This is a genomic window from Marinobacterium iners, from assembly GCF_017310015.1.
GTDB lineage: Bacteria > Pseudomonadota > Gammaproteobacteria > Pseudomonadales > Balneatricaceae > Marinobacterium > Marinobacterium iners.
The window spans coordinates 416381-434140 of record NZ_CP022297.1 but is presented as its reverse complement, the minus strand read 5'-3'; the positions used below and the strand labels follow the sequence as shown (position 1 = coordinate 434140).

The following is a 17760-nucleotide window of genomic DNA, read 5'->3' as shown; positions in this document are numbered from 1 at the left end:
ACGTTATCGTGAGCACCTCAGATGAGCACACCAGCTGTTGAGTCATTTCTGAATCATGTATTCAGGCCCGGCATTTACTGGTCAATTCTATTGGTCGGCAGCCTATCGGCTGAGGGCGTGGCACTATATTTCCAGTATGGGCTGGACTATGGCCCCTGCGTGCTCTGCATCCATATCCGCCTCTGGGTTGCGGCTCTTGTTCTGGTTGCAATAACAGGCCTTTTGGCACAGCGTTGCACTCATCTGCAAAAGGTCTGTCACCTTCTGACTGCCGCTATTGCGCTGGGCTTTACCGAACGCAGCTGGCGCTTATTGGCCATTGAGCGCAACTGGATTGAGGGCAGCTGCAGTTTTGACTCTGGACTGCCTGACTGGTTTGCACCGGACCATTGGTGGCCCTGGATGTTCGAGATCTGGGAGTCCTGCGGCTATACACCGGAAATGCTGGGCGGTCTGACCATGGCCGAGCTGCTGGCCGGTGCAGGTTTGGTGTTTGTACCACTGGCATTCATCGGCCTTATCCGCAGCCTACTGCAACGCTGATTGACATGTTTCTGCAACAGACGTCAGGTTCAATGATCCCATGACATACTTGGAGGATCAAAGCATGAACACCATTCACCTGACAGCACAGCTGAAACAGCTACTAAACCGCGGCTACTCAATCGATGATGTCCGCAATCTAGTGACCGTTCCGCATGAAGTACTGGAACAGGCCATCCACGAACACCATTTGCAGGAACACAGCCGACGTCATGACCGGCTGCTGCAGGGCCAGGCCGAGTTTGCCATGCGCCTTGGCCGACACTGACAAATCCAGTTGGGGCTTCCATGCGTAAACACTGATATTAAGCCGGGATTAACGACCTTTGCGCTATTTACAACAGGTCAAAGGCCGCTCTACACTCTGACGGTTTTTTATACTCCGGCCCTTGCTGCCGGCCATAACAAAGGAAGCCTGCAATGAAAAAAACTCTGCTGGTCGCTGCCGCGGCCCTGACGCTGTCCTCGACTGCCGCCATGGCCGAGCGCAGCGGTGAAGAACTCTACAAAACCAAGTGCTCCGTATGCCACGCTACAGGTGTTGCCGGTGCTCCGAAGTTCGGTGATGCTGCCGCTTGGGCACCCCGTGCCGAGAAAGGTATTGATGCACTGCTGGCAACTTCTCTGACCGGCATTAACGCCATGCCGCCCAAGGGCACCTGCATGGATTGCTCGGATGAGGAAATGAAGTCCGCCATCCAGTATATGCTGGACGCTGCCAAGTAATTCAGGCATGTGCTGAAACGCAAGAGGAGGCTCTATGCCTCCTCTTTTGCTTTTATCACCGCGGGACACAGAGCCTTCAGCTTACACGTTCACCCTTGGCTTGCAGATCCGCATGGTAGGAAGAGCGTACCAACGGGCCGCTCGCCACATGGGTAAAGCCCAGCTCCTTCGCAATCCGCTCAAATTCAGCAAATTCGTCAGGCGTCACATAACGCTCCAGCGCCAGATGGTTACGACTTGGCTGCAAGTACTGACCGATGGTAATCATGTCAACGTCATGTGCTCGCAGATCACGCATCACTTCGATGATCTCGTCATTGGTTTCGCCACAGCCCACCATCAGGCCGGATTTGGTCCGCACTTCAGGTCGCAGTGCCTTGTAGCGCTTGAGCAGATCCAGTGACCACTGATAGTCAGCCCCCGGCCGTACCTTACGGTACAGGCGAGGAACGGTTTCCAGGTTGTGGTTAAACACATCAGGCGGGGTCTGTTCGAGAATTTCCAGTGCCACGTCCATGCGACCACGGAAATCAGGCACCAGCGTCTCAATCTGTATCGACGGAATACGCTGACGGGTCTCACGGATGCAATCGGCAAAATGCTGGGCGCCACCATCACGCAGATCGTCACGGTCCACCGAAGTGATCACCACATAGCGCAGTCCCATATCGGCAATCGCTTCGGCCAGCTCACGCGGCTCTTCCGGTGCCAGTGCGTTGGGACGACCATGGGCCACATCACAAAATGGGCAACGACGGGTACAGATATCGCCCATGATCATGAAAGTCGCTGTGCCATGACTAAAACATTCACCCAGATTGGGGCAACTGGCCTCTTCACAGACAGACGCCAGCTTGTGCTTGCGCAGCTTGTCCTTGATCCGCTTAACTTCAGCATTGGAGCCCATGCGAACCCGCAGCCAGTCCGGCTTGCGCTGCATCTCCTCCTTCTCGGTCGGGATCACCTTGACCGGGATACGAGCAACCTTTTCAGCGCCACGCAGTTTGACGCCCTGCTCGACTCTACCGCTGTTTTTTTCGGTGGATTCAGCCATTCTGATTCAGTCTTCCAGTATTGGTGTGCGGGTGATCTGATTATACCCCAATTTTTTAACCAAGTAATTTACTAGGTTATTGGGCAGTTGCGCCAGATCGGCGTCGGGCACCAGGGTCTGCACCTGAGTCATTTCAAGCCCCGCGTAACCGCAGGGGTTTATGCGCAGAAAAGGCTCCAGATCCATGTTCAGGTTAAGTGCCAGGCCGTGAAACGAGCAACCCCTGCGGATACGGAGTCCAAGCGAGCAGATCTTGCGCTCATCGACATATACGCCCGGCGCATCCGGTTTCGGGTAGGCATTGATACCGTAGTCAGCCAACACGGCCACGATTGACTGCTCAATAATATCGACCAGATCACGTACTCCCAACTTGCGTCGACGCAGGTCCAGCAAGAGGTAAGCGATGAGCTGGCCGGGGCCGTGGTAGGTTACCTGACCACCGCGATCCACCTGTACCACAGGTATGCTGCCGGGGTTAATCAGATGCTCTGCCTTACCTGCCTGCCCTTGTGTGAAGACCGGTTCATGCTGAAGCAACCAGATCTCGTCGCGACTGTCCGCTGTACGATTGTTGGTGAACGTTTGCATCCGCTGCCAGATAGGGGCATAGGGCTGAAGCCCCAGCTCACGCACAATCAGCTGGTCAGCTAACGTCATCAGAGCACCATCTTCACACGGCCGGTCGCTTTGAGATCCTGATGCAGATTTTCCAGCTGTTCCTTGCTGGTCGCGGTAATTCTCATACGCACCGAGCTGTAGTTGCCGTTGCCGCTTTCCTGAACGGTGACCTGTTCAATATCCAGATCCGGTGCATGGACTTGCACGATTTCAACCACCATTCCCTTGAAGTCGTGCGCATTGTCACCAATCACCTTGATCGGATAGTCGGGGTGAGGAAATTCAATTTTGGGTGCTTTGGGTTCTGTACTCATGAGCTCTCTCCGGTCATCAACCGGTGTTGGAAACGGGTAAACAGGGTAAACATGCGCTGCCACAGCGGGCCCTTGGCGCCATCGGCAACGGGGCATCCATCAATCTCCAACACCGGCACAACGCCACGAGTGGAGCTGGAAATCCAGACCTCATCCGCACCAGCCAGTTCATCCGGTCGTAAATCAACTTCCTGATAGGGGATGCCATTCTCGGCCGCCAGTTCCAGAATAAGTTCCCGCGTGGTACCACCCAGAATTTCCGAACTGCGTTTGGGCGTATAGATCACGCCCTGACGTACCAGAAACAGGTTGCAGGAGGTACCCTCACTCAACAGACCATCACGTACCAGCAAAGCTTCATCAGCGCCTGCTTCTCGTGCCTGCTGCAGTACCAGAATATTGGGCAGCAGACCGGTGGACTTGATATCACAGCGATGCCAGCGCAGGTCAGCAGTCACGATCACCTTGAAGCCCTGAACCTGCTCCGGGCCATCTGCATAGATGTCGCGGATCGGAGAGCAGCAGGCAAACACGGTTGGTTGCATCCGGTCGTCATAGGCGTGGGTACGGTAACCGGCACTGCCTCGGCTGATCTGTAGATAGACCGAGAGGTTACCGCCTCCGTTCCGACTGACAAGCTCATCCAAAATAGCCGCCCAGTCATACTCTGTTTCGATTCGGATGGCACGCAGGCTGTAGGCAAGACGATCTAAATGTTGCTGCAGGCGAAAGCCAACCCCCTGATAGTAAGGGATCACTTCATACACACTGTCAGCAAACAGAAAGCCGCGATCAAACACAGAGATCTGTGCCTGATCCGCCGGCAGGTATTCACCGTTGAGGTAGACGATATCTTTATTCATAAAACGCAACTGCCCACGTCAGTAGTAGATGTGGGCAGCATAAACCGGATTCAAGGTTTTTGTCTGATTTTTAGCCGATCAGGCCAATGAAGAAAAGCAGTATCGCGTGCCAGATACGCTTGAACAGCCCACCTTCAGGAACGGCTTCCAGCGCAACCAGGGGAACCGATGCCACGCGTTCTCCCTGAAGAGTTATCTGAACCTGCCCCAACACATCACCGCTGGCCACCGGGGCCTTGATCACCTTATCCAGTTCAATACTGGCTTCGAGCTGGTCGGTCTGGCCTCGCGGAACGGTCACGGCCAGGTTTTCGGCCACGCCAAGTCGAATCTGGTCGCGGCTGCCGGCCCAGACTTTTTCGTCACGCAGCACCTGACCCGCTTCGTACAGCGCGTGGGTTCGGTAGTAACGGAAACCGTAAGACAGCAGCTTCTGGCTCTCCTGTGCCCTTACCTCTTCACTGCTGCTACCCATTACCACTGAGATCAGGCGCATATCATCACGTTCGGCCGAGGCCACCAGACAGTAGCCAGCTTCGTCAGTATGACCGGTTTTGATGCCATCTACGCTGTCATCACGCCACAGCAGCTTGTTGCGGTTGGGCTGACGTATATTGTTATAGGTAAAGTACTTTTGTGAATAGAGAGCGTAGTGCTGGGGGAATTCGTTAATCAGGGCCTTGCCCAGTTTTGCCAAATCGATCGCCGTTGAATAATGGTCTTCTGCCGGCAGGCCAGTGGCATTCTCGAAATGGGTGTTTTCCATCCCCAGCAGGCGCGCATGCTGGTTCATCAAGTCAGCAAATGCCCGCTCGCTGCCGGCAATATGCTCGGCCAATGCAACTGAGGCATCGTTGCCTGACTGGATAATAACGCCGTGCAGCAGATCATCCACGCTGACCTGCGTTCCTTCCTGGATAAACATGCGTGAGCCACCAGTACGCCAGGCCTTTTCACTCACCAGAACCATGTCTTCAAGTGCAATATTGCCCTTGGCAATCTCGTATTCGACCACATAGCTGGTCATCATTTTGGTCAGACTGGCGGGCGGGAAGCGCTCATCTTCACGGTCCGCGGCGATGACATGTCCCGTATCGGCATCCATCACCAGATAGGCACGCGCTGCAATCTGGGGTGGAGCCGGAATCAGGGCTGAAACCGCCTGGGCTGTGCTCGCCACCAGCATCAGCAGGACAGAAAGAGCGAAGAAGTGTTGAAGAGTGAGTCGTTGCGCCATAGTCTCGTTACATCGTGGAAGTGAAGTCTTGCAGCAGTGACCCGCTGCCCGTACAAAGGTTCAACTCTACCCGCCGGTTCAGGGCAAGTCCACCAAGTGTGCGCCCGGATAACCCGCTGCCTTAAGCTGATCCAGAATCCAGCTCAGTGTATGACTGCCAGTCAGTGGACCCAGATGAACCCGGTAAAGGGTTCGCGCTTCACGCTGCACCGGGTTGATCTGAACCGGCTCTTGCAGCAGACCACGCAGACGTTCCGCAACATCCCGAGCACCAGACTCGGTTGAGAATGCCGCGATCTGCAACATGCGTCCAGTGATCGCAGCTTGATCAGCACTGACCAGGCTGCGCCCTTCCTCCTCTCTGGACTGCGCCAGCACGGCACCGGTACTGCCTGGAATGATTGCCTCCACTTCAACTCGGGCCGTGCCCTTCTGCAGCATGTCCAGACGGTAGGCCGCCGCGTAGGACAGATCGATTACCCGGTCATCATGAAATGGGCCGCGGTCGTTAACCCGCACGACCACCTGACGGCCATTGTCGAGGTTCGTCACTCGAACAAAACTGGGTAACGGCAGCGATTTGTGCGCCGCTGTCATCTGGTACATGTCGTATATTTCACCGTTCGAAGTGGTGTGGCCATGGAATTTTTTGCCATACCACGAGGCATTGCCCCGCACACGATAACCTTCGGCATTCGGTAATACGTAGTAGCGCTTGCCAAGCACCTCATAGGGGCTTTTGTTGCCCCAGCGGCTGACCGGCTCGTAGCGCGGCACGGCATCCGGCACATGAGCCATACTGATCGCCTGATCAGGCCCACGATCATGCTTCATACTGTAACGACTGCTGCTGCCGCTGTCCTTGGAAGCGCAACCGCCCAGGGTCAGTGCTACTGCCAGCAGCGGCAACATCAGCCTTTTCATCTCAACGCCCCTGTGATTCACGTGCTTCACGAATCGCCTGACTCAGCTCATACACCGCCATGGCATAGAGGTGGCTATGGTTATAGCGGGTAATGACATAAAAGTTATGCAGCCCGAACCAGTAATGCTCACCGTCATCCATGGTCAGTTCCATCAGGGTTGCCTTCTGTTCCGGATCAAGGTTACGTCGCGTGGAGACACCTCGCGCCTCCCACTCGGCCAGACTGACTTCGGGCTTAAGGCCAGCATTAACCCATTGAGGGTCAGCCGGTTCATTCATGACCACGTTGGAACGTACCGGCTCACCAGCCTTCCAGCCATGCTTATTAAAATAGTTGGCGACACTGCCAATGGCATCGACCTTGTTGCTCCAGATATTGCGCTTGCCATCAGCATCGAAGTCCACAGCGTAGTTGCGGAAACTCGAGGGGATGAACTGGCCATAGCCCATGGCACCGGCATAGGAACCCACCAGCTCAGTGGGATCGAGATTTTCCTCACGCACCATCTGCATGAACTCGATCAGCTGCCCCCTGAAGAAATCAGCCCGTTTGGGGTAATCAAAGCCGAGTGTCGCCAGGGCATCCAGTACTCGATAACGCCCCATGATACGGCCGTAGCGAGTCTCGACACCGATAATGGCAACGATAATTTCCGCCGGGACACCGTAGGTTTCTTCTGCTCGCTTGAGGGTATCTTCATGCTCATTCCAGAAGCTGACTCCCTGACTGATCCGGTTCGGTTCCACAAAAATCTTGCGATACTCACCCCAGGTCAGGCGGCGCTCCGCAGGGCGCGAAATGGCTTCCAGAATCGACTCCTGTCGCTGAGCTTCAGCCAGTACCTTACGCACTTCATCAGCATCAAAGCCCTGTTCAGCGAGCCTGGTTACGACGTCGTCGGCGAGTGGATGAGTGTCATATCCGTCAGCCGCATAACCTGTGCCTGCTCCGGCCAGCATCAGCCCTGCCAGCAGCAGTGTTCCGATCTTCTTGCGCATTCAATCTCTCCCTCAGCGGGTCAGCATCTGTCTGTGTGTCCTGATGGACATCAGTATGCCAAACCCCGCCATCAGCGTCACAATTGAGGTCCCGCCGTAACTGACCATTGGCAGGGGTACCCCCACCACCGGCAGCAACCCGGTCACCATTCCGATATTCACGAACACATATACAAAAAAAGTCAGCGTAATACTGCCGGCCAGCAGGCGAGCAAAGCTGTCTTGTGCCTGCACCGCAATAATCAGCCCTCGTGCAATGATCAACAGGTATAGCGCCAGCAGAATCAATACGCCGGACATTCCCAGCTCTTCACCAATCACCGCAATAATGAAGTCGGTATGCGACTCCGGCAGAAAATCGAGCTGTGACTGGGTGCCATGCAGCCAACCCTTGCCCGGCAGGCCACCGGAGCCAATGGCGGTTTTGGACTGGATAATGTTCCAGCCTGCCCCCAGCGGATCACTTTCAGGGTCCAGGAAAGTAAGTACCCGCTGACGCTGATAGTCTTTCATAATGGCCCAGAGCGCCGGCAAGGCAGCCCCAACCAGCCCAAGGGCAATAAAAATCCAGCGCCAATAGACACCCGAAAGCAGAATAACGAACACACCTGAAGCCGCGATTAACAATGAAGTCCCAAGATCGGGCTGTTTCATGATCAAAGCAGTTGGGATTGCCAACAGTACCAGCGTACTGAGCAGATGCCGGAAAGTGGGCGGCAACTGCTGTCGCGTTAACCAGGCTGCAACCATCAAAGGCACCGCCAGCTTCATCAATTCTGAAGGCTGAAAGCGGAATCCCGGCAGTTCCAGCCAGCGCTGCGCGCCCTTGGCACCAACACCGAAGAACAACACACCCAGCAGCAAACCAACCCCGGCTATATAGGCCAGAGGAGCCAGAAACCGATAGGTTCTGGGCTGGATCTGTGCCAACACCAGAATGACCACAAAGCCGGCACCCATCCTGACGGCCTGGCGATTCACATAGCCAAAATCCTGCCCTGAGGCACTGTAGAGCACAAAAAGACCAAACCCACACAGCAGCAGCAGTAACAGCAACAGCCAACCATCCAGGTGGGTATAGCGCCAGAGTCCATCCGGCCGCTGAAGGTGCACGTTGCTGCCTGGCATGGTGCGTTGAAAGTCACGATGACTCATGGTTTCACCTGCAGGTCATTGTTGTAATCGCCTACGAGCCAGGCATCCATCACTTCACGTGCAATGGGAGCTGCGGTACTCGACCCGCCGCCCCCATTTTCGACTACGACGGCCACAGCTATGCGGGGATTATCCGCTGGCGCGAACGCAATAAACAGGGCATGGTCACGGTGCCGTTCTGCCAGTGCTTCAGCATCGTATTCCGCATCCTGCGCAATACCAACCACCTGGGCCGTACCGGTCTTGCCCGCGATACGATACTGCGCCCCTTGGGCGGAGCGGCGAGCAGTACCTTTTGCGCCATGCATGACCGACACCATGCCACCAATCACGTGATCCCAATGGTCAGGATTCTTGAGTACAACATCAGCCGGCTTTGGCTTGCGTCGGTAGATCGGATTAAACGGTACCGGGGTGTCTCCCAACTCCGGCACCAGCCCCTGCAGCATGTGCGGCTGTACCCAACGCCCACGGTTGGCCAACACGGAGGCTGTCGTTGCCAGCTGCAGTGGCGTCATAACCAGAAAGCCCTGCCCTATACTCAGGTTGATAGAGTCACCAGGGTACCAGGGCAAACGACGATCATTTTCTTTCCACTCCCTTGAGGGCAGGAAGGATGTGATGGCTTCCGGCAGATCCAGACTGGTATCTGCCCCCACTCCGAAACGACCGAGGAAGTCAGACATTGGGTCAACGCCCATCTTGTGACCCACCTCATAGAACCAGACATCGCAGGATTCAGCCATGGCATCATTGAGATTAACCCAGCCATGCCCGCTACGCTTCCAGTCACGATAGCGGCGACCATTTTGATTGATCTGATAGAAGCCGGGGTCCCAGATTCTTTTCTCTGGCGTAATCGTATCCGTTTCCAGTGCCGCCAGCGCGATGACCGGCTTGATGGTGGATCCCGGTGGATAACCGCCCCGCAAAGCACGGTTGAACAATGGCAGATCAATAGAGTCACGCAAAGCGCTGTAGTCACGACTGGAGATGCCGGTCACGAACAGGTTGGGGTCATAACCCGGTGTACTGACCAGTGCCAGTATTTCGCCGCTGCCTGGCTCAATCGCCACAATGGAAGCTCGCCGTCCCTCTAACAGAGACTCGGAAAACTGCTGCAGGCGCAGATCCAGACTCAGCTGTATATTCTGCCCCGGCACCGGGTCTTCACGTTCAAGCACGCGCAAAATACGCCCCCGAGCATTGGTCTCTACTTTCTGGAAACCCACTTGCCCGTGTAGAAGGTCTTCATAGAACCGCTCGATACCCAGCTTGCCAATATAGTGTGTGGCGGCATAGTTGATCGGGTCGACTTGCCCCAACTCACGCTCGTTTATCCTGCCTACATAGCCCAGCGCATGCGCCAGGGATTCTCCGTAGGGGTAGCGTCGAATCAGGTCGGCTTCAACCTGCACACCTGGGAGCCGATGATAATTCAGTGAAATGCGGGCGATTTCGTCTTCGCTCAAACCAAAACGTAACGGAACCGTTTCGAACGGCCGCCGGCGCTGTTGCAGACGCTGCTCGAAACGCTCGATATCACGTTCACTCAATTCAATCAGCTCGGCCAGCTCAGCCAGTGTGGTATCGAGATCCTGCACTTCCTCTTTCAGCAGAGTGACCGAAAAGTTGGGCTGGTTATCGGCCAACAGCACCCCGTTGCGATCATAGATAAGCCCTCGACGAGGGGCAACAGGCTGTAGCTGCACTCGATTTTTTTCGGATATGGCCGCATAGCGGTCAAACTCGATCACCTGCAGATAGTAGACGCGCCCAATCAGTATCAGCATCAACAACAGTACACAGCCGAAGGCAAAAGCGGCCCGGTTGGTAAAGGTGATGCTTTCCTGAGAATAGTCCTTCAAGCGCTCAAAGGGTGCCATGGTGCGCCACTATTTATGGTAAGGGTGGCCCTGGAGAATGGTCCAGGCACGGTAGAGCTGTTCAGCGAGTACCACTCGCACCAGCGGGTGCGGCAACGTAAGTGCAGACAACGACCACTTCTGATCGGCCAATGCAAGGGCTCGCGGATCAAGGCCATCAGGCCCACCGATCAGCAGGCTGATATTGCGGCCGTCCATGCGCCACTGTTCGGACTGCTCGGCCAGCTGTGGAGTTGACCAGGGGCGACCTTTCACATCCAGCGCCACCACCCGGTCCCCCTTGCCGATGGCCGCGAGCATGGCATCACCTTCACTGCGAATGGCGCGGGCGATGTCGGCATTCTTGCCTCGATGGCCCGGCGTCAGCTCCACCAACTCCAGCTGGAAGTCCGGCGGCAGGCGACGGGCATACTCGTTATAGCCCTCCTCAACCCAGGCAGGCATGCGGTTACCAACGGCAAGCAGGCGAATACGCATACTTCAGTGCTTACTCCTGCACAGGCTCTGCGCTGTCTTCGGCATCAAACCGCCACAGACGTTCCAGGTCATAGAAGCTGCGTGCATCCGGCATCATCACATGTACGATCACATCGCCCAGATCCACCAGTATCCAGTCACCCACCGCCTGGCCTTCGGTGCCCACGGGTTGCAGACCAGACGCCTTGACCTTGTCGAGCACCTCCTGTGCCACGGACATCACGTGCCGCTTGGAAGTGCCGCTGGCGATAACCATGTAATCGGTCACACTGGACTTGCCGCGCACATCAATTTCAGTGATGTCACGGGCCTTGATATCTTCCAGTGCACTGTGCACCAGTTCACGCAGTTGCTCAGTTTGCATTAGCGCTTTGTACCTTCTCTTTTGAGTGAAAACCATAAAGTTCATGCTGGCTGATATAGTGCCACACCGGCTCAGGTAACAGATAGCGCGGCGACTGTCCGGACGCTATCAACTGCCTGATCTGGGTGGCGGATATCCCCAGCGGGGTTAATTCCTGAATATGAATACGCCCTGAGGGCAATCCAAGCAGCTCCTTATGATCACGGCTTCGATGCTGCTGAAACAGCGCCTGCAGCACTGGGCTGAGATCACTGTCAACATAGCCCGGCCGTGCAATAACCAGAATATGGGCATAATCCAGAAACGCCTGCCAACGGTGCCAACGCTCCAACGTCTGAAAGGCATCCATACCCATGGTCATGACAATGGGGCAACCGGGCCCGCGCTCCTGCCGCAATGACTGCAGCGTCAGCAGTGAGTATGAAGGCTCATCCGCTTCGACTTCTCGCGCATCGGCACAGAGTGCCGGTTCGTCTGCCACCGCCAACTGCACCATTTCAAGCCGTTCACGCGCTGTGCAGCCGGGCCGATCACGGTGTACCGGCTCGCCGGAAGGGATCAGACAGACCTGTTCGACTTCAAGCCACTGCTGCAGTTCCAGCGCCGTACGCAAGTGGCCATTGTGAACAGGGTCGAAGGTTCCACCCATGAACACCAGCGGCGGCATCAGCTGCGAACCTGACCGTCACCCAGCACGATGTATTTTTCCGATGTCAGCCCTTCCAGCCCCACTGGACCCCGCGCATGGATTTTGTCCGTGGAGATGCCGATCTCGGCGCCAAGACCATATTCGAAACCATCGGCAAAACGGGTCGATGCATTCACCATCACCGAGCTGGAATCAACCTCGCGCAGGAACGCACGCGCCTTGGTGTAGTTCTCGGTGATAATGGCATCGGTGTGCTGTGAACTGTGGCGATTGATGTGTGCAATCGCTTCATCCATGCCATCCACAATCCGAATCGACAGAATCGGCGCCAGGTACTCGGTGTCCCAGTCAGCATCGGTGGCCGCATTCAGTCGCGGCAGCAGCGCAAGGGTACGCTCACAGCCACGCAACTCAACGCCCAGCTGCTCATAGTGCTCCGCCAGCTCCGGAAGCAGCTCACCGGCCACGGCCGCGTCAACCAGCAGGGTTTCCATGGTGTTGCAGGTGCCATAGCGATGCGTTTTGGCGTTGATGGCGATATTCAGCGCTTTGGTACGGTCGGCCTCGGCATCAATATACACATGGCAGATACCGTCCAGATGCTTGATCACCGGCACGCGGGCATCGTTGCTGATCCGTTCGATCAGGCCCTTGCCGCCACGTGGCACGATGACGTCGACATATTCAGGCATCGCAATCAGACGACCAACGGCCTCACGGTCTGTGGTTTCGACCACCTGTACCGCTTCATGAGGCAAGCCAGCAGCTTTCAGTCCTTCTGCGATGCAAGTCGCAATCGCCTGATTGGAATGGATCGCTTCCGACCCACCGCGCAGAATCGCCGCGTTACCGGATTTCAGGCACAGGCTTGCCGCCTCGCAGGTCACATTGGGACGCGACTCGTAAATGATGCCGATAACCCCCAGGGGTACGCGCATCTTGCCAACCTGAATGCCGGACGGGCGATAGCTCATGTCGCGAATCGCGCCGATCGGGTCCGGCAGCGCCGCGACCTGGCGCAACCCCTCGATCATGCCGTCAATACGGGCCGGAGTAAGCTCAAGCCGGTCCAGCAATGCGTCATCCAGCCCTTTGTCGCGACCGTTTTCCATATCGGTACGGTTTGCCTCTACCAGCGCTTCACGGCGGGCATCAATCGCCTCAGCCATGGCCAGCAGAGCCTTGTTCTTACTGTCGGTGTCAGCACGGGCCATCAGACGTGAAGCCGCGCGTGCCTGTTCACCGAGTTGGGTCATATACTGTGCTACATCCATCATCGTCTATCCGCTTGGACATTGTCAGCCGCACAGTATAACGCCAGTGACACAAAAGGTCTTTTGGTGCTGCAAAAAGCTGGTTTATGCCGCAGGGGTATTGCTGTGACCTTTAGATGATTGTTGCTATCATCGGACATCCATCTTTCGCTATCAGTCACCCGGTGCAAGAAGCCCCCATGGAGCCACAAGACGACACTCACCACAGCCCTCGCACGCTGTCCCTGCGCGCATTGCTCTCAGTCGCCCTTATTCTGCTGCTGAGCCTGTCCTTGGGCGGTGTACTCGAGTACCTGCGCAGCAGCGACCTTGCACGCCAGCAGGCCAATGAGGTAGGTATGATGTTTGGCCGCAGCAGCGCCATCCTGATCCAGCCGCTGGTACTATCCGATGACCGTATCAGCCTGAACTTCATGTTCAACGAACTTGCGGCACAACCCCTGATCAGCGGTCTGCGACTGACCGCTCCGGACCAGACCTTGATCGCGCTGGCGGGGCAACCTCAGGGGCGTGGCCACAACCTTGATCTGGTGCAGGGGGACGAAGTCATTGGCCAGCTGACCTACTGGACCAATCCGACTCCCTTCGAGCAGTTACTGCACCGACAACTACTGGAAACAGCACTATTGCTGGGTGGCAGTCTGCTGTTGACTGCATTACTGCTGGGCCTCAGCCTGCGCCGCCAGCCTGTTTCGGACCAGACCGAAGTCAAGCCCGACTTCCGTGAACTGGTCAGTGAGCTGACCCCTGCCGCTTCCCGCGATTCCATTCCAGCATTCAGCTTCGACGACATGGATAACACGGATACGGAGCCCCGTTCACCAACACCGGCAGCGTCAAAGAATACAGACTCTGCAGTCAAGAGGCAGCCAGCTCCAGTTCAAGCAGAAGCCGAAGCCGAAGCCAAAACCGAACCCTCTCCCGCACAACCGGATCAGACCTCTCGGGGCGATATGGTGGCTGAGTCCGCCCCTCTCCAGCCTGAACAGGAACTGGAAACCGAGCCGGAGGCTGCATATCCGTTAGATGACCGCCGTGAGCCCAGCTTTGATACAGATGAGCTGGTGTCACTGCTTAAGCCGGAACGGGATGATGCCCGCATGCCCAGCTTCATCCCTCAGGTGCCGCACATCAGTGATCTGGCCGATGACAGTGACGAGGCAATGGTGCCCGACACCGATGAGATGGAGCTGGAGGAGCACACGGCACAAGAGGAAGAGTATACCCCCTTGCATCCCAACCCGTTGAAACTTGGTAGCAACGAGGAACAACTGGGTCTGTACAGCTTCGAACACGAACTGGAGCTGATGCTGACCCCTGATGAGGCAGGTTACCTGCTGCTGATCGACACCCGAAGCGCCCACTCCGACAATGTGGAGGATGACGAGCGTAATGCTCTGCTGAAAAACTACCGAACCCTGGCCAACTCCGTAGCCCGCATCTACAGCGGCAGCATCGAGCCGATGAGCGATGGCAACCTGCGTGTACTGTTCACCAACGCGGATGACAAGGACAGCCATGGCGTCAACGCACTCTGCTGTGCCATGTTGTTCACCCATCTCTACAAGCAGTACAACCAGAGTCAAATTCGCGCCTTCCGACCGGTGATGAACTTGCACATGGGGCTGGTGCGCGGCGCCCGCGATCGCATCGAACGGATGCAGGAAGAGGCCCACTTCCTCACCCGCACCACGCAGAGCAACGAGCTGATCAGCCACACGGCGTTGACCGAAGCACCGCTGTTGAAGGAAAGCCTGCTGCAGAAAGCGGACATTCGCCGCGAGGATGAAGACAAGGTGCTGATTCTCAGTGTCAGCGAATCCTATCAGGCCCTGCTGGAAAAGCAGGCACGTCATCTGTTGAGCAAACTGAACGAACGTCAGCAGGGCTCACAGAACAGCCAGCCGACCTCCTGAGGAAGCTGGCTGGCAAGCTATCAGTCGCTGATGACCTCCATACCATCAACCCGCTGATACCCCCGCGGCAGCTTGTTGCCGCGACGGCCGCGTTCACCACGGTAGTGTTCCAGTTCGGCTCCCTTGAGCTTCAGGTGCTGGCGACCGGCATGCACCATCAGCGTATCCTCAGGCCCCAGCAGCATGATATGGGTCATCAGCTCTTCTCCGCTGGCGGCACGCGCCGAAGGAATGTTGATGATCTTGTTGCCCTTGCCGCGCGCCAGCTCGGGCAGCTCTGATACCGGGAACACCAGCAGCCGCCCTTCGCTGCTGATCGCCGCCAGTAACGCGTCACCGCTCGGCACCAGCACCGGCTGCAGCACCTTCGCTCCCTTGGGCAGGGTCAGGGCGGCCTTGCCGTTTTTGGTTTTGCTGGTGAGCTGATCAACCCGGGTGACAAAGCCATAACCTGCATCCGACGCCAGCAGCACCGCATCCTCGTCACGACCACAGACCAGTGCATCCACCACCGCGCCCTTGGGCAGGCTGATATGACCGGTCACCGGCTCGCCCTGTCCCCGTGCCGAAGGCAGGGCGTGAGTGTCGAGGGTATAGCTGCGCCCAGTGGAATCGAGCAAAACGGTGGGCTGGTTCATTCGCCCGGCACAGGCCAGTTTAAAGCCATCACCGGACTTGTAGCTGAGGCCACCGGCATCAATATCATGCCCCTTGGCTGCGCGAATCCAGCCCTGCCTGGACAGCACCACCGTCACCGGATCGGCACTGAGCAGGTCCTTTTCGCTGAAGGCGCGCGCTTCGCCGCGCTCGGCCAGCGGCGAGCGGCGTTCGTCACCAAACTCCTCTGCCGCCGCTTCGATCTCTTCCCGGATCAATTTGCGCATCAACTCATCCGAGCCCAGGGTTTCCTCCAGATGCTGGCGCTCTTCACTCAGCTCGTCCTGCTCGCCCCGGATCTTCATCTCTTCCAGTCGCGCCAGGTGACGCAGCTTGAGATCAAGAATCGAATCGGCCTGCACATCGGTCAGGCCAAAACGGCGCATCAGCTCATCTTTCGGCTTTTCCTCCTCCCGGATGATGGCGATCACCTCATCAATATTGAGGTAGGCCACCATCAGGCCTTCAAGAATATGCAGGCGATCGCGCACCTTCTGCAGCCGGTATTCCAGTCGTCGACGTACCACGCTGGTCCGCCAGCTGAGCCACTCGGTCAGGATCTGGCGCAGGTCCTTGACCTGCGGTCGGCCATCAATGCCGATCATGTTCAGGTTGACGCGGTAGCTGCGCTCCAGATCCGTGGTGGCAAACAGGTGCGCCATCAACTGGTCGCAGTCGACCCGGTTGGAGCGCGGTACGATTACCAGACGGGTGGGATTTTCGTGGTCGGATTCATCACGCAGATCACTCACCATCGGCAGTTTTTTCTGCTGCATCTGGGCAGCAATCTGCTCCAGAATCTTGGCCCCGGATACCTGCGCCGGCAACGCCGTCACCACAACTTCGCCATCTTCCCGGCTCCAGATCGCACGCATGCGGAAACTGCCGCGCCCGGTGGTATAGATCTGACGCAGATCCGCCGGCGGCGTTATGATCTCTGCCTCGGTGGGCATATCCGGACCACGCACGATGTTGCACAGATCTTCCAGCGTAGCCTGTGGATAATCCAACAGATGACAGCAGGCGGAAGCCACCTCGCGCAGATTGTGCGAGGGAATGTCGGTTGCCATGCCGACAGCGATCCCGGTACCGCCGTTGAGCAGCACATTGGGCAGCCGTGCCGGCAGCACTTCCGGTTCGTCCATGGTGCCGTCAAAGTTGGGAACCCAGTTCACCGTGCCCTGCGCCAGCTCCTTCAGCAGCAGCTCAGCATAGGGCGCCAGCCGCGACTCGGTATAACGCATGGCGGCAAATGACTTGGGATCATCCGGCGAGCCCCAGTTGCCCTGACCATCTACCAGCGGGTAGCGGTAGCTGAACGGCTGTGCCATCAACACCATCGCTTCATAGCAAGCCGAATCACCATGGGGGTGAAACTTGCCCAGCACATCACCCACGGTACGGGCCGACTTCTTGTACTTGGCCGTGGCCTTCAGCCCCAGCTCCGACATCGCATAAACGATACGGCGCTGTACCGGTTTCATGCCATCGCCGATATTGGGCAGTGCCCTATCGAGGATGACGTACATGGAATAGTCGAGATAGGCTTTCTCGGTAAAGTCGCGCAGTGACAGTTTTTCAGTATCACCGTCAAAGGTGGTCTCTACACTCATCAACTGATCCTTGAACACTGGATTCCGTTAGCGCAGGCCGCTGCTTTAGCCTGCAGATTGGCAGGGAGTATGCCAGCTCGACAGGAAAAGCGCATCCTGAGCGCTCCCGTCCGTGCATTTTTGCGTATAGGATAAAAGAAACGGATCAACCATCAAGGAACCGCCCATGTCACAGGACAACAATCGCCTGCTGCTGGAGCTGGAAAAACAGCGCCGCGATATCAACCGTGAAATCATCAACCCGAAGATTCCCGAGCTGAGTCTGGACAGCCTGAAGCCTGTACTGTCGATGGTGGCGCATGCCCGTGCGGCCTATATCAGTGAATTGATCGACATCGCCAACATCAGTGGCGGTAACGCACCGTCATCTGACCAGATCAAGCAACTGAAAGCCTGCCGTGAACACTTCGATGAGCTGGTGGCGGCCATGAACGCGCTTGAAACCGTTATTCAGCGGGATTATCTGGATGTGAAGGGCCGGGGGTAG

At 56.8% G+C, this 17760-nt stretch carries 19 protein-coding genes; 5 read left to right on the top strand and 14 right to left on the bottom strand.

The annotated features are described in order from the left end of the window. Window positions 1-21: 21 nt before the first annotated feature. The 3 genes from CFI10_RS02170 (at window position 22) to CFI10_RS02160 (ending at window position 1269) form a co-directional block, all read left to right on the top strand. Window positions 22-543: a disulfide bond formation protein B gene (locus tag CFI10_RS02170; protein WP_206838775.1), complete on the top strand. Its 522-nt coding sequence runs from the start codon at window positions 22-24 to the stop codon at window positions 541-543. Between the two features lie 64 nt (window positions 544-607). Further along, window positions 608-811 (top strand): hypothetical protein, encoded by a 204-nt coding sequence (locus CFI10_RS02165; protein WP_206838773.1) that lies wholly within the window; start codon window positions 608-610, stop codon window positions 809-811. A gap of 152 nt (window positions 812-963) precedes the next feature. Beyond that, complete coding sequence (locus CFI10_RS02160) at window positions 964-1269, top strand: c-type cytochrome (protein WP_206838771.1); 306 nt, start codon at window positions 964-966, stop codon at window positions 1267-1269. A 76-nt stretch (window positions 1270-1345) separates the two neighbouring features. Here the strand turns inward: CFI10_RS02160 and lipA are convergent, their stop codons facing one another. The 13 genes from lipA to CFI10_RS02095 all read right to left on the bottom strand — a co-directional run bounded on the left by lipA (window position 1346) and on the right by CFI10_RS02095 (window position 13087). Continuing rightward, on the bottom strand, window positions 1346-2323 hold the full coding sequence (gene lipA, locus CFI10_RS02155; RefSeq protein ID WP_091822633.1) for a lipoyl synthase: 978 nt from the start codon (window positions 2321-2323) through the stop codon (window positions 1346-1348). Between the two features lie 6 nt (window positions 2324-2329). Further along, window positions 2330-2983 carry a lipoyl(octanoyl) transferase LipB gene (gene lipB / locus CFI10_RS02150; protein WP_206838769.1) on the bottom strand — a complete coding sequence of 218 codons (654 nt, stop codon included), beginning with the start codon at window positions 2981-2983 and terminating at the stop codon, window positions 2330-2332. Then, window positions 2983-3258 (bottom strand): HP0495 family protein, encoded by a 276-nt coding sequence (locus tag CFI10_RS02145; RefSeq protein ID WP_206838767.1) that lies wholly within the window; start codon window positions 3256-3258, stop codon window positions 2983-2985. The genes lipB and CFI10_RS02145 overlap by 1 nt, the downstream gene beginning before the upstream one ends. Beyond that, complete coding sequence (locus CFI10_RS02140; RefSeq protein WP_206838765.1) at window positions 3255-4121, bottom strand: D-amino acid aminotransferase; 867 nt, start codon at window positions 4119-4121, stop codon at window positions 3255-3257. Before CFI10_RS02140 ends, CFI10_RS02145 begins: the two co-directional genes overlap by 4 nt. Window positions 4122-4191: 70 nt before the next feature. Further along, a complete protein-coding gene (locus CFI10_RS02135; RefSeq protein WP_206838763.1) occupies window positions 4192-5358 on the bottom strand; it encodes a D-alanyl-D-alanine carboxypeptidase family protein in 1167 nt (388 codons plus the stop codon). A gap of 78 nt (window positions 5359-5436) precedes the next feature. Beyond that, entirely contained in the window at window positions 5437-6282 is an 846-nt protein-coding gene (locus CFI10_RS02130) for a septal ring lytic transglycosylase RlpA family protein (RefSeq protein ID WP_206838761.1), read from the bottom strand. Between the two features lies 1 nt (window position 6283). Next, a complete protein-coding gene (gene mltB / locus CFI10_RS02125) occupies window positions 6284-7282 on the bottom strand; it encodes a lytic murein transglycosylase B (RefSeq protein ID WP_206838759.1) in 999 nt (332 codons plus the stop codon). Between the two features lie 12 nt (window positions 7283-7294). After that, on the bottom strand, window positions 7295-8437 hold the full coding sequence (gene rodA, locus CFI10_RS02120) for a rod shape-determining protein RodA (RefSeq protein WP_206838756.1): 1143 nt from the start codon (window positions 8435-8437) through the stop codon (window positions 7295-7297). Then, window positions 8434-10323, bottom strand: a complete 1890-nt coding sequence (gene mrdA, locus CFI10_RS02115; RefSeq protein WP_206838754.1) for a penicillin-binding protein 2 — start codon at window positions 10321-10323, stop codon at window positions 8434-8436. The genes rodA and mrdA overlap by 4 nt, the downstream gene beginning before the upstream one ends. A 9-nt stretch (window positions 10324-10332) precedes the next feature. After that, a complete protein-coding gene (gene rlmH / locus CFI10_RS02110) occupies window positions 10333-10800 on the bottom strand; it encodes a 23S rRNA (pseudouridine(1915)-N(3))-methyltransferase RlmH (RefSeq protein WP_206838753.1) in 468 nt (155 codons plus the stop codon). A gap of 10 nt (window positions 10801-10810) precedes the next feature. Beyond that, complete coding sequence (gene rsfS / locus CFI10_RS02105) at window positions 10811-11164, bottom strand: ribosome silencing factor (protein ID WP_091822659.1); 354 nt, start codon at window positions 11162-11164, stop codon at window positions 10811-10813. Continuing rightward, entirely contained in the window at window positions 11154-11831 is a 678-nt protein-coding gene (nadD, locus tag CFI10_RS02100; protein ID WP_206838751.1) for a nicotinate-nucleotide adenylyltransferase, read from the bottom strand. Before nadD ends, rsfS begins: the two co-directional genes overlap by 11 nt. Then, a complete protein-coding gene (locus CFI10_RS02095; RefSeq protein WP_206841844.1) occupies window positions 11831-13087 on the bottom strand; it encodes a glutamate-5-semialdehyde dehydrogenase in 1257 nt (418 codons plus the stop codon). The genes nadD and CFI10_RS02095 overlap by 1 nt, the downstream gene beginning before the upstream one ends. Window positions 13088-13251: 164 nt before the next feature. Between CFI10_RS02095 and CFI10_RS02090 the strand changes: the two genes are divergently transcribed. Further along, complete coding sequence (locus tag CFI10_RS02090; RefSeq protein ID WP_206838749.1) at window positions 13252-15003, top strand: hypothetical protein; 1752 nt, start codon at window positions 13252-13254, stop codon at window positions 15001-15003. A 20-nt stretch (window positions 15004-15023) separates the two neighbouring features. Here the strand turns inward: CFI10_RS02090 and parC are convergent, their stop codons facing one another. Next, window positions 15024-17273, bottom strand: coding sequence for a DNA topoisomerase IV subunit A (gene parC / locus CFI10_RS02085; protein WP_206838746.1), 2250 nt, complete (start codon window positions 17271-17273; stop codon window positions 15024-15026). A 166-nt stretch (window positions 17274-17439) separates the two neighbouring features. On the opposite strand from parC, the gene CFI10_RS02080 reads away from it, so the two are divergent. Beyond that, entirely contained in the window at window positions 17440-17760 is a 321-nt protein-coding gene (locus tag CFI10_RS02080) for a hypothetical protein (protein ID WP_206838744.1), read from the top strand.

Bases quoted from the DNA above. Each gene is read 5' to 3' on its own strand.
- CFI10_RS02080 (WP_206838744.1), top strand. From the start codon at position 17,440: ATGTCACAGGACAACAATCGCCTGCTGCTGGAGCTGGAAAAACAGCGC.
- nadD (WP_206838751.1), bottom strand. From the start codon at position 11,831: ATGCCGCCGCTGGTGTTCATGGGTGGAACCTTCGACCCTGTTCACAAT.
- CFI10_RS02165 (WP_206838773.1), top strand. From the start codon at position 608: ATGAACACCATTCACCTGACAGCACAGCTGAAACAGCTACTAAACCGC.
- CFI10_RS02130 (WP_206838761.1), bottom strand. From the start codon at position 6,282: ATGAAAAGGCTGATGTTGCCGCTGCTGGCAGTAGCACTGACCCTGGGC.
- rodA (WP_206838756.1), bottom strand. From the start codon at position 8,437: ATGAGTCATCGTGACTTTCAACGCACCATGCCAGGCAGCAACGTGCAC.
- CFI10_RS02145 (WP_206838767.1), bottom strand. From the start codon at position 3,258: ATGAGTACAGAACCCAAAGCACCCAAAATTGAATTTCCTCACCCCGAC.
- rsfS (WP_091822659.1), bottom strand. From the start codon at position 11,164: ATGCAAACTGAGCAACTGCGTGAACTGGTGCACAGTGCACTGGAAGAT.
- mltB (WP_206838759.1), bottom strand. From the start codon at position 7,282: ATGCGCAAGAAGATCGGAACACTGCTGCTGGCAGGGCTGATGCTGGCC.
- rlmH (WP_206838753.1), bottom strand. From the start codon at position 10,800: ATGCGTATTCGCCTGCTTGCCGTTGGTAACCGCATGCCTGCCTGGGTT.
- lipB (WP_206838769.1), bottom strand. From the start codon at position 2,983: ATGACGTTAGCTGACCAGCTGATTGTGCGTGAGCTGGGGCTTCAGCCC.
- CFI10_RS02140 (WP_206838765.1), bottom strand. From the start codon at position 4,121: ATGAATAAAGATATCGTCTACCTCAACGGTGAATACCTGCCGGCGGAT.
- CFI10_RS02095 (WP_206841844.1), bottom strand. From the start codon at position 13,087: ATGGATGTAGCACAGTATATGACCCAACTCGGTGAACAGGCACGCGCG.
- CFI10_RS02160 (WP_206838771.1), top strand. From the start codon at position 964: ATGAAAAAAACTCTGCTGGTCGCTGCCGCGGCCCTGACGCTGTCCTCG.
- lipA (WP_091822633.1), bottom strand. From the start codon at position 2,323: ATGGCTGAATCCACCGAAAAAAACAGCGGTAGAGTCGAGCAGGGCGTC.
- CFI10_RS02170 (WP_206838775.1), top strand. From the start codon at position 22: ATGAGCACACCAGCTGTTGAGTCATTTCTGAATCATGTATTCAGGCCC.
- parC (WP_206838746.1), bottom strand. From the start codon at position 17,273: ATGAGTGTAGAGACCACCTTTGACGGTGATACTGAAAAACTGTCACTG.
- mrdA (WP_206838754.1), bottom strand. From the start codon at position 10,323: ATGGCACCCTTTGAGCGCTTGAAGGACTATTCTCAGGAAAGCATCACC.
- CFI10_RS02135 (WP_206838763.1), bottom strand. From the start codon at position 5,358: ATGGCGCAACGACTCACTCTTCAACACTTCTTCGCTCTTTCTGTCCTG.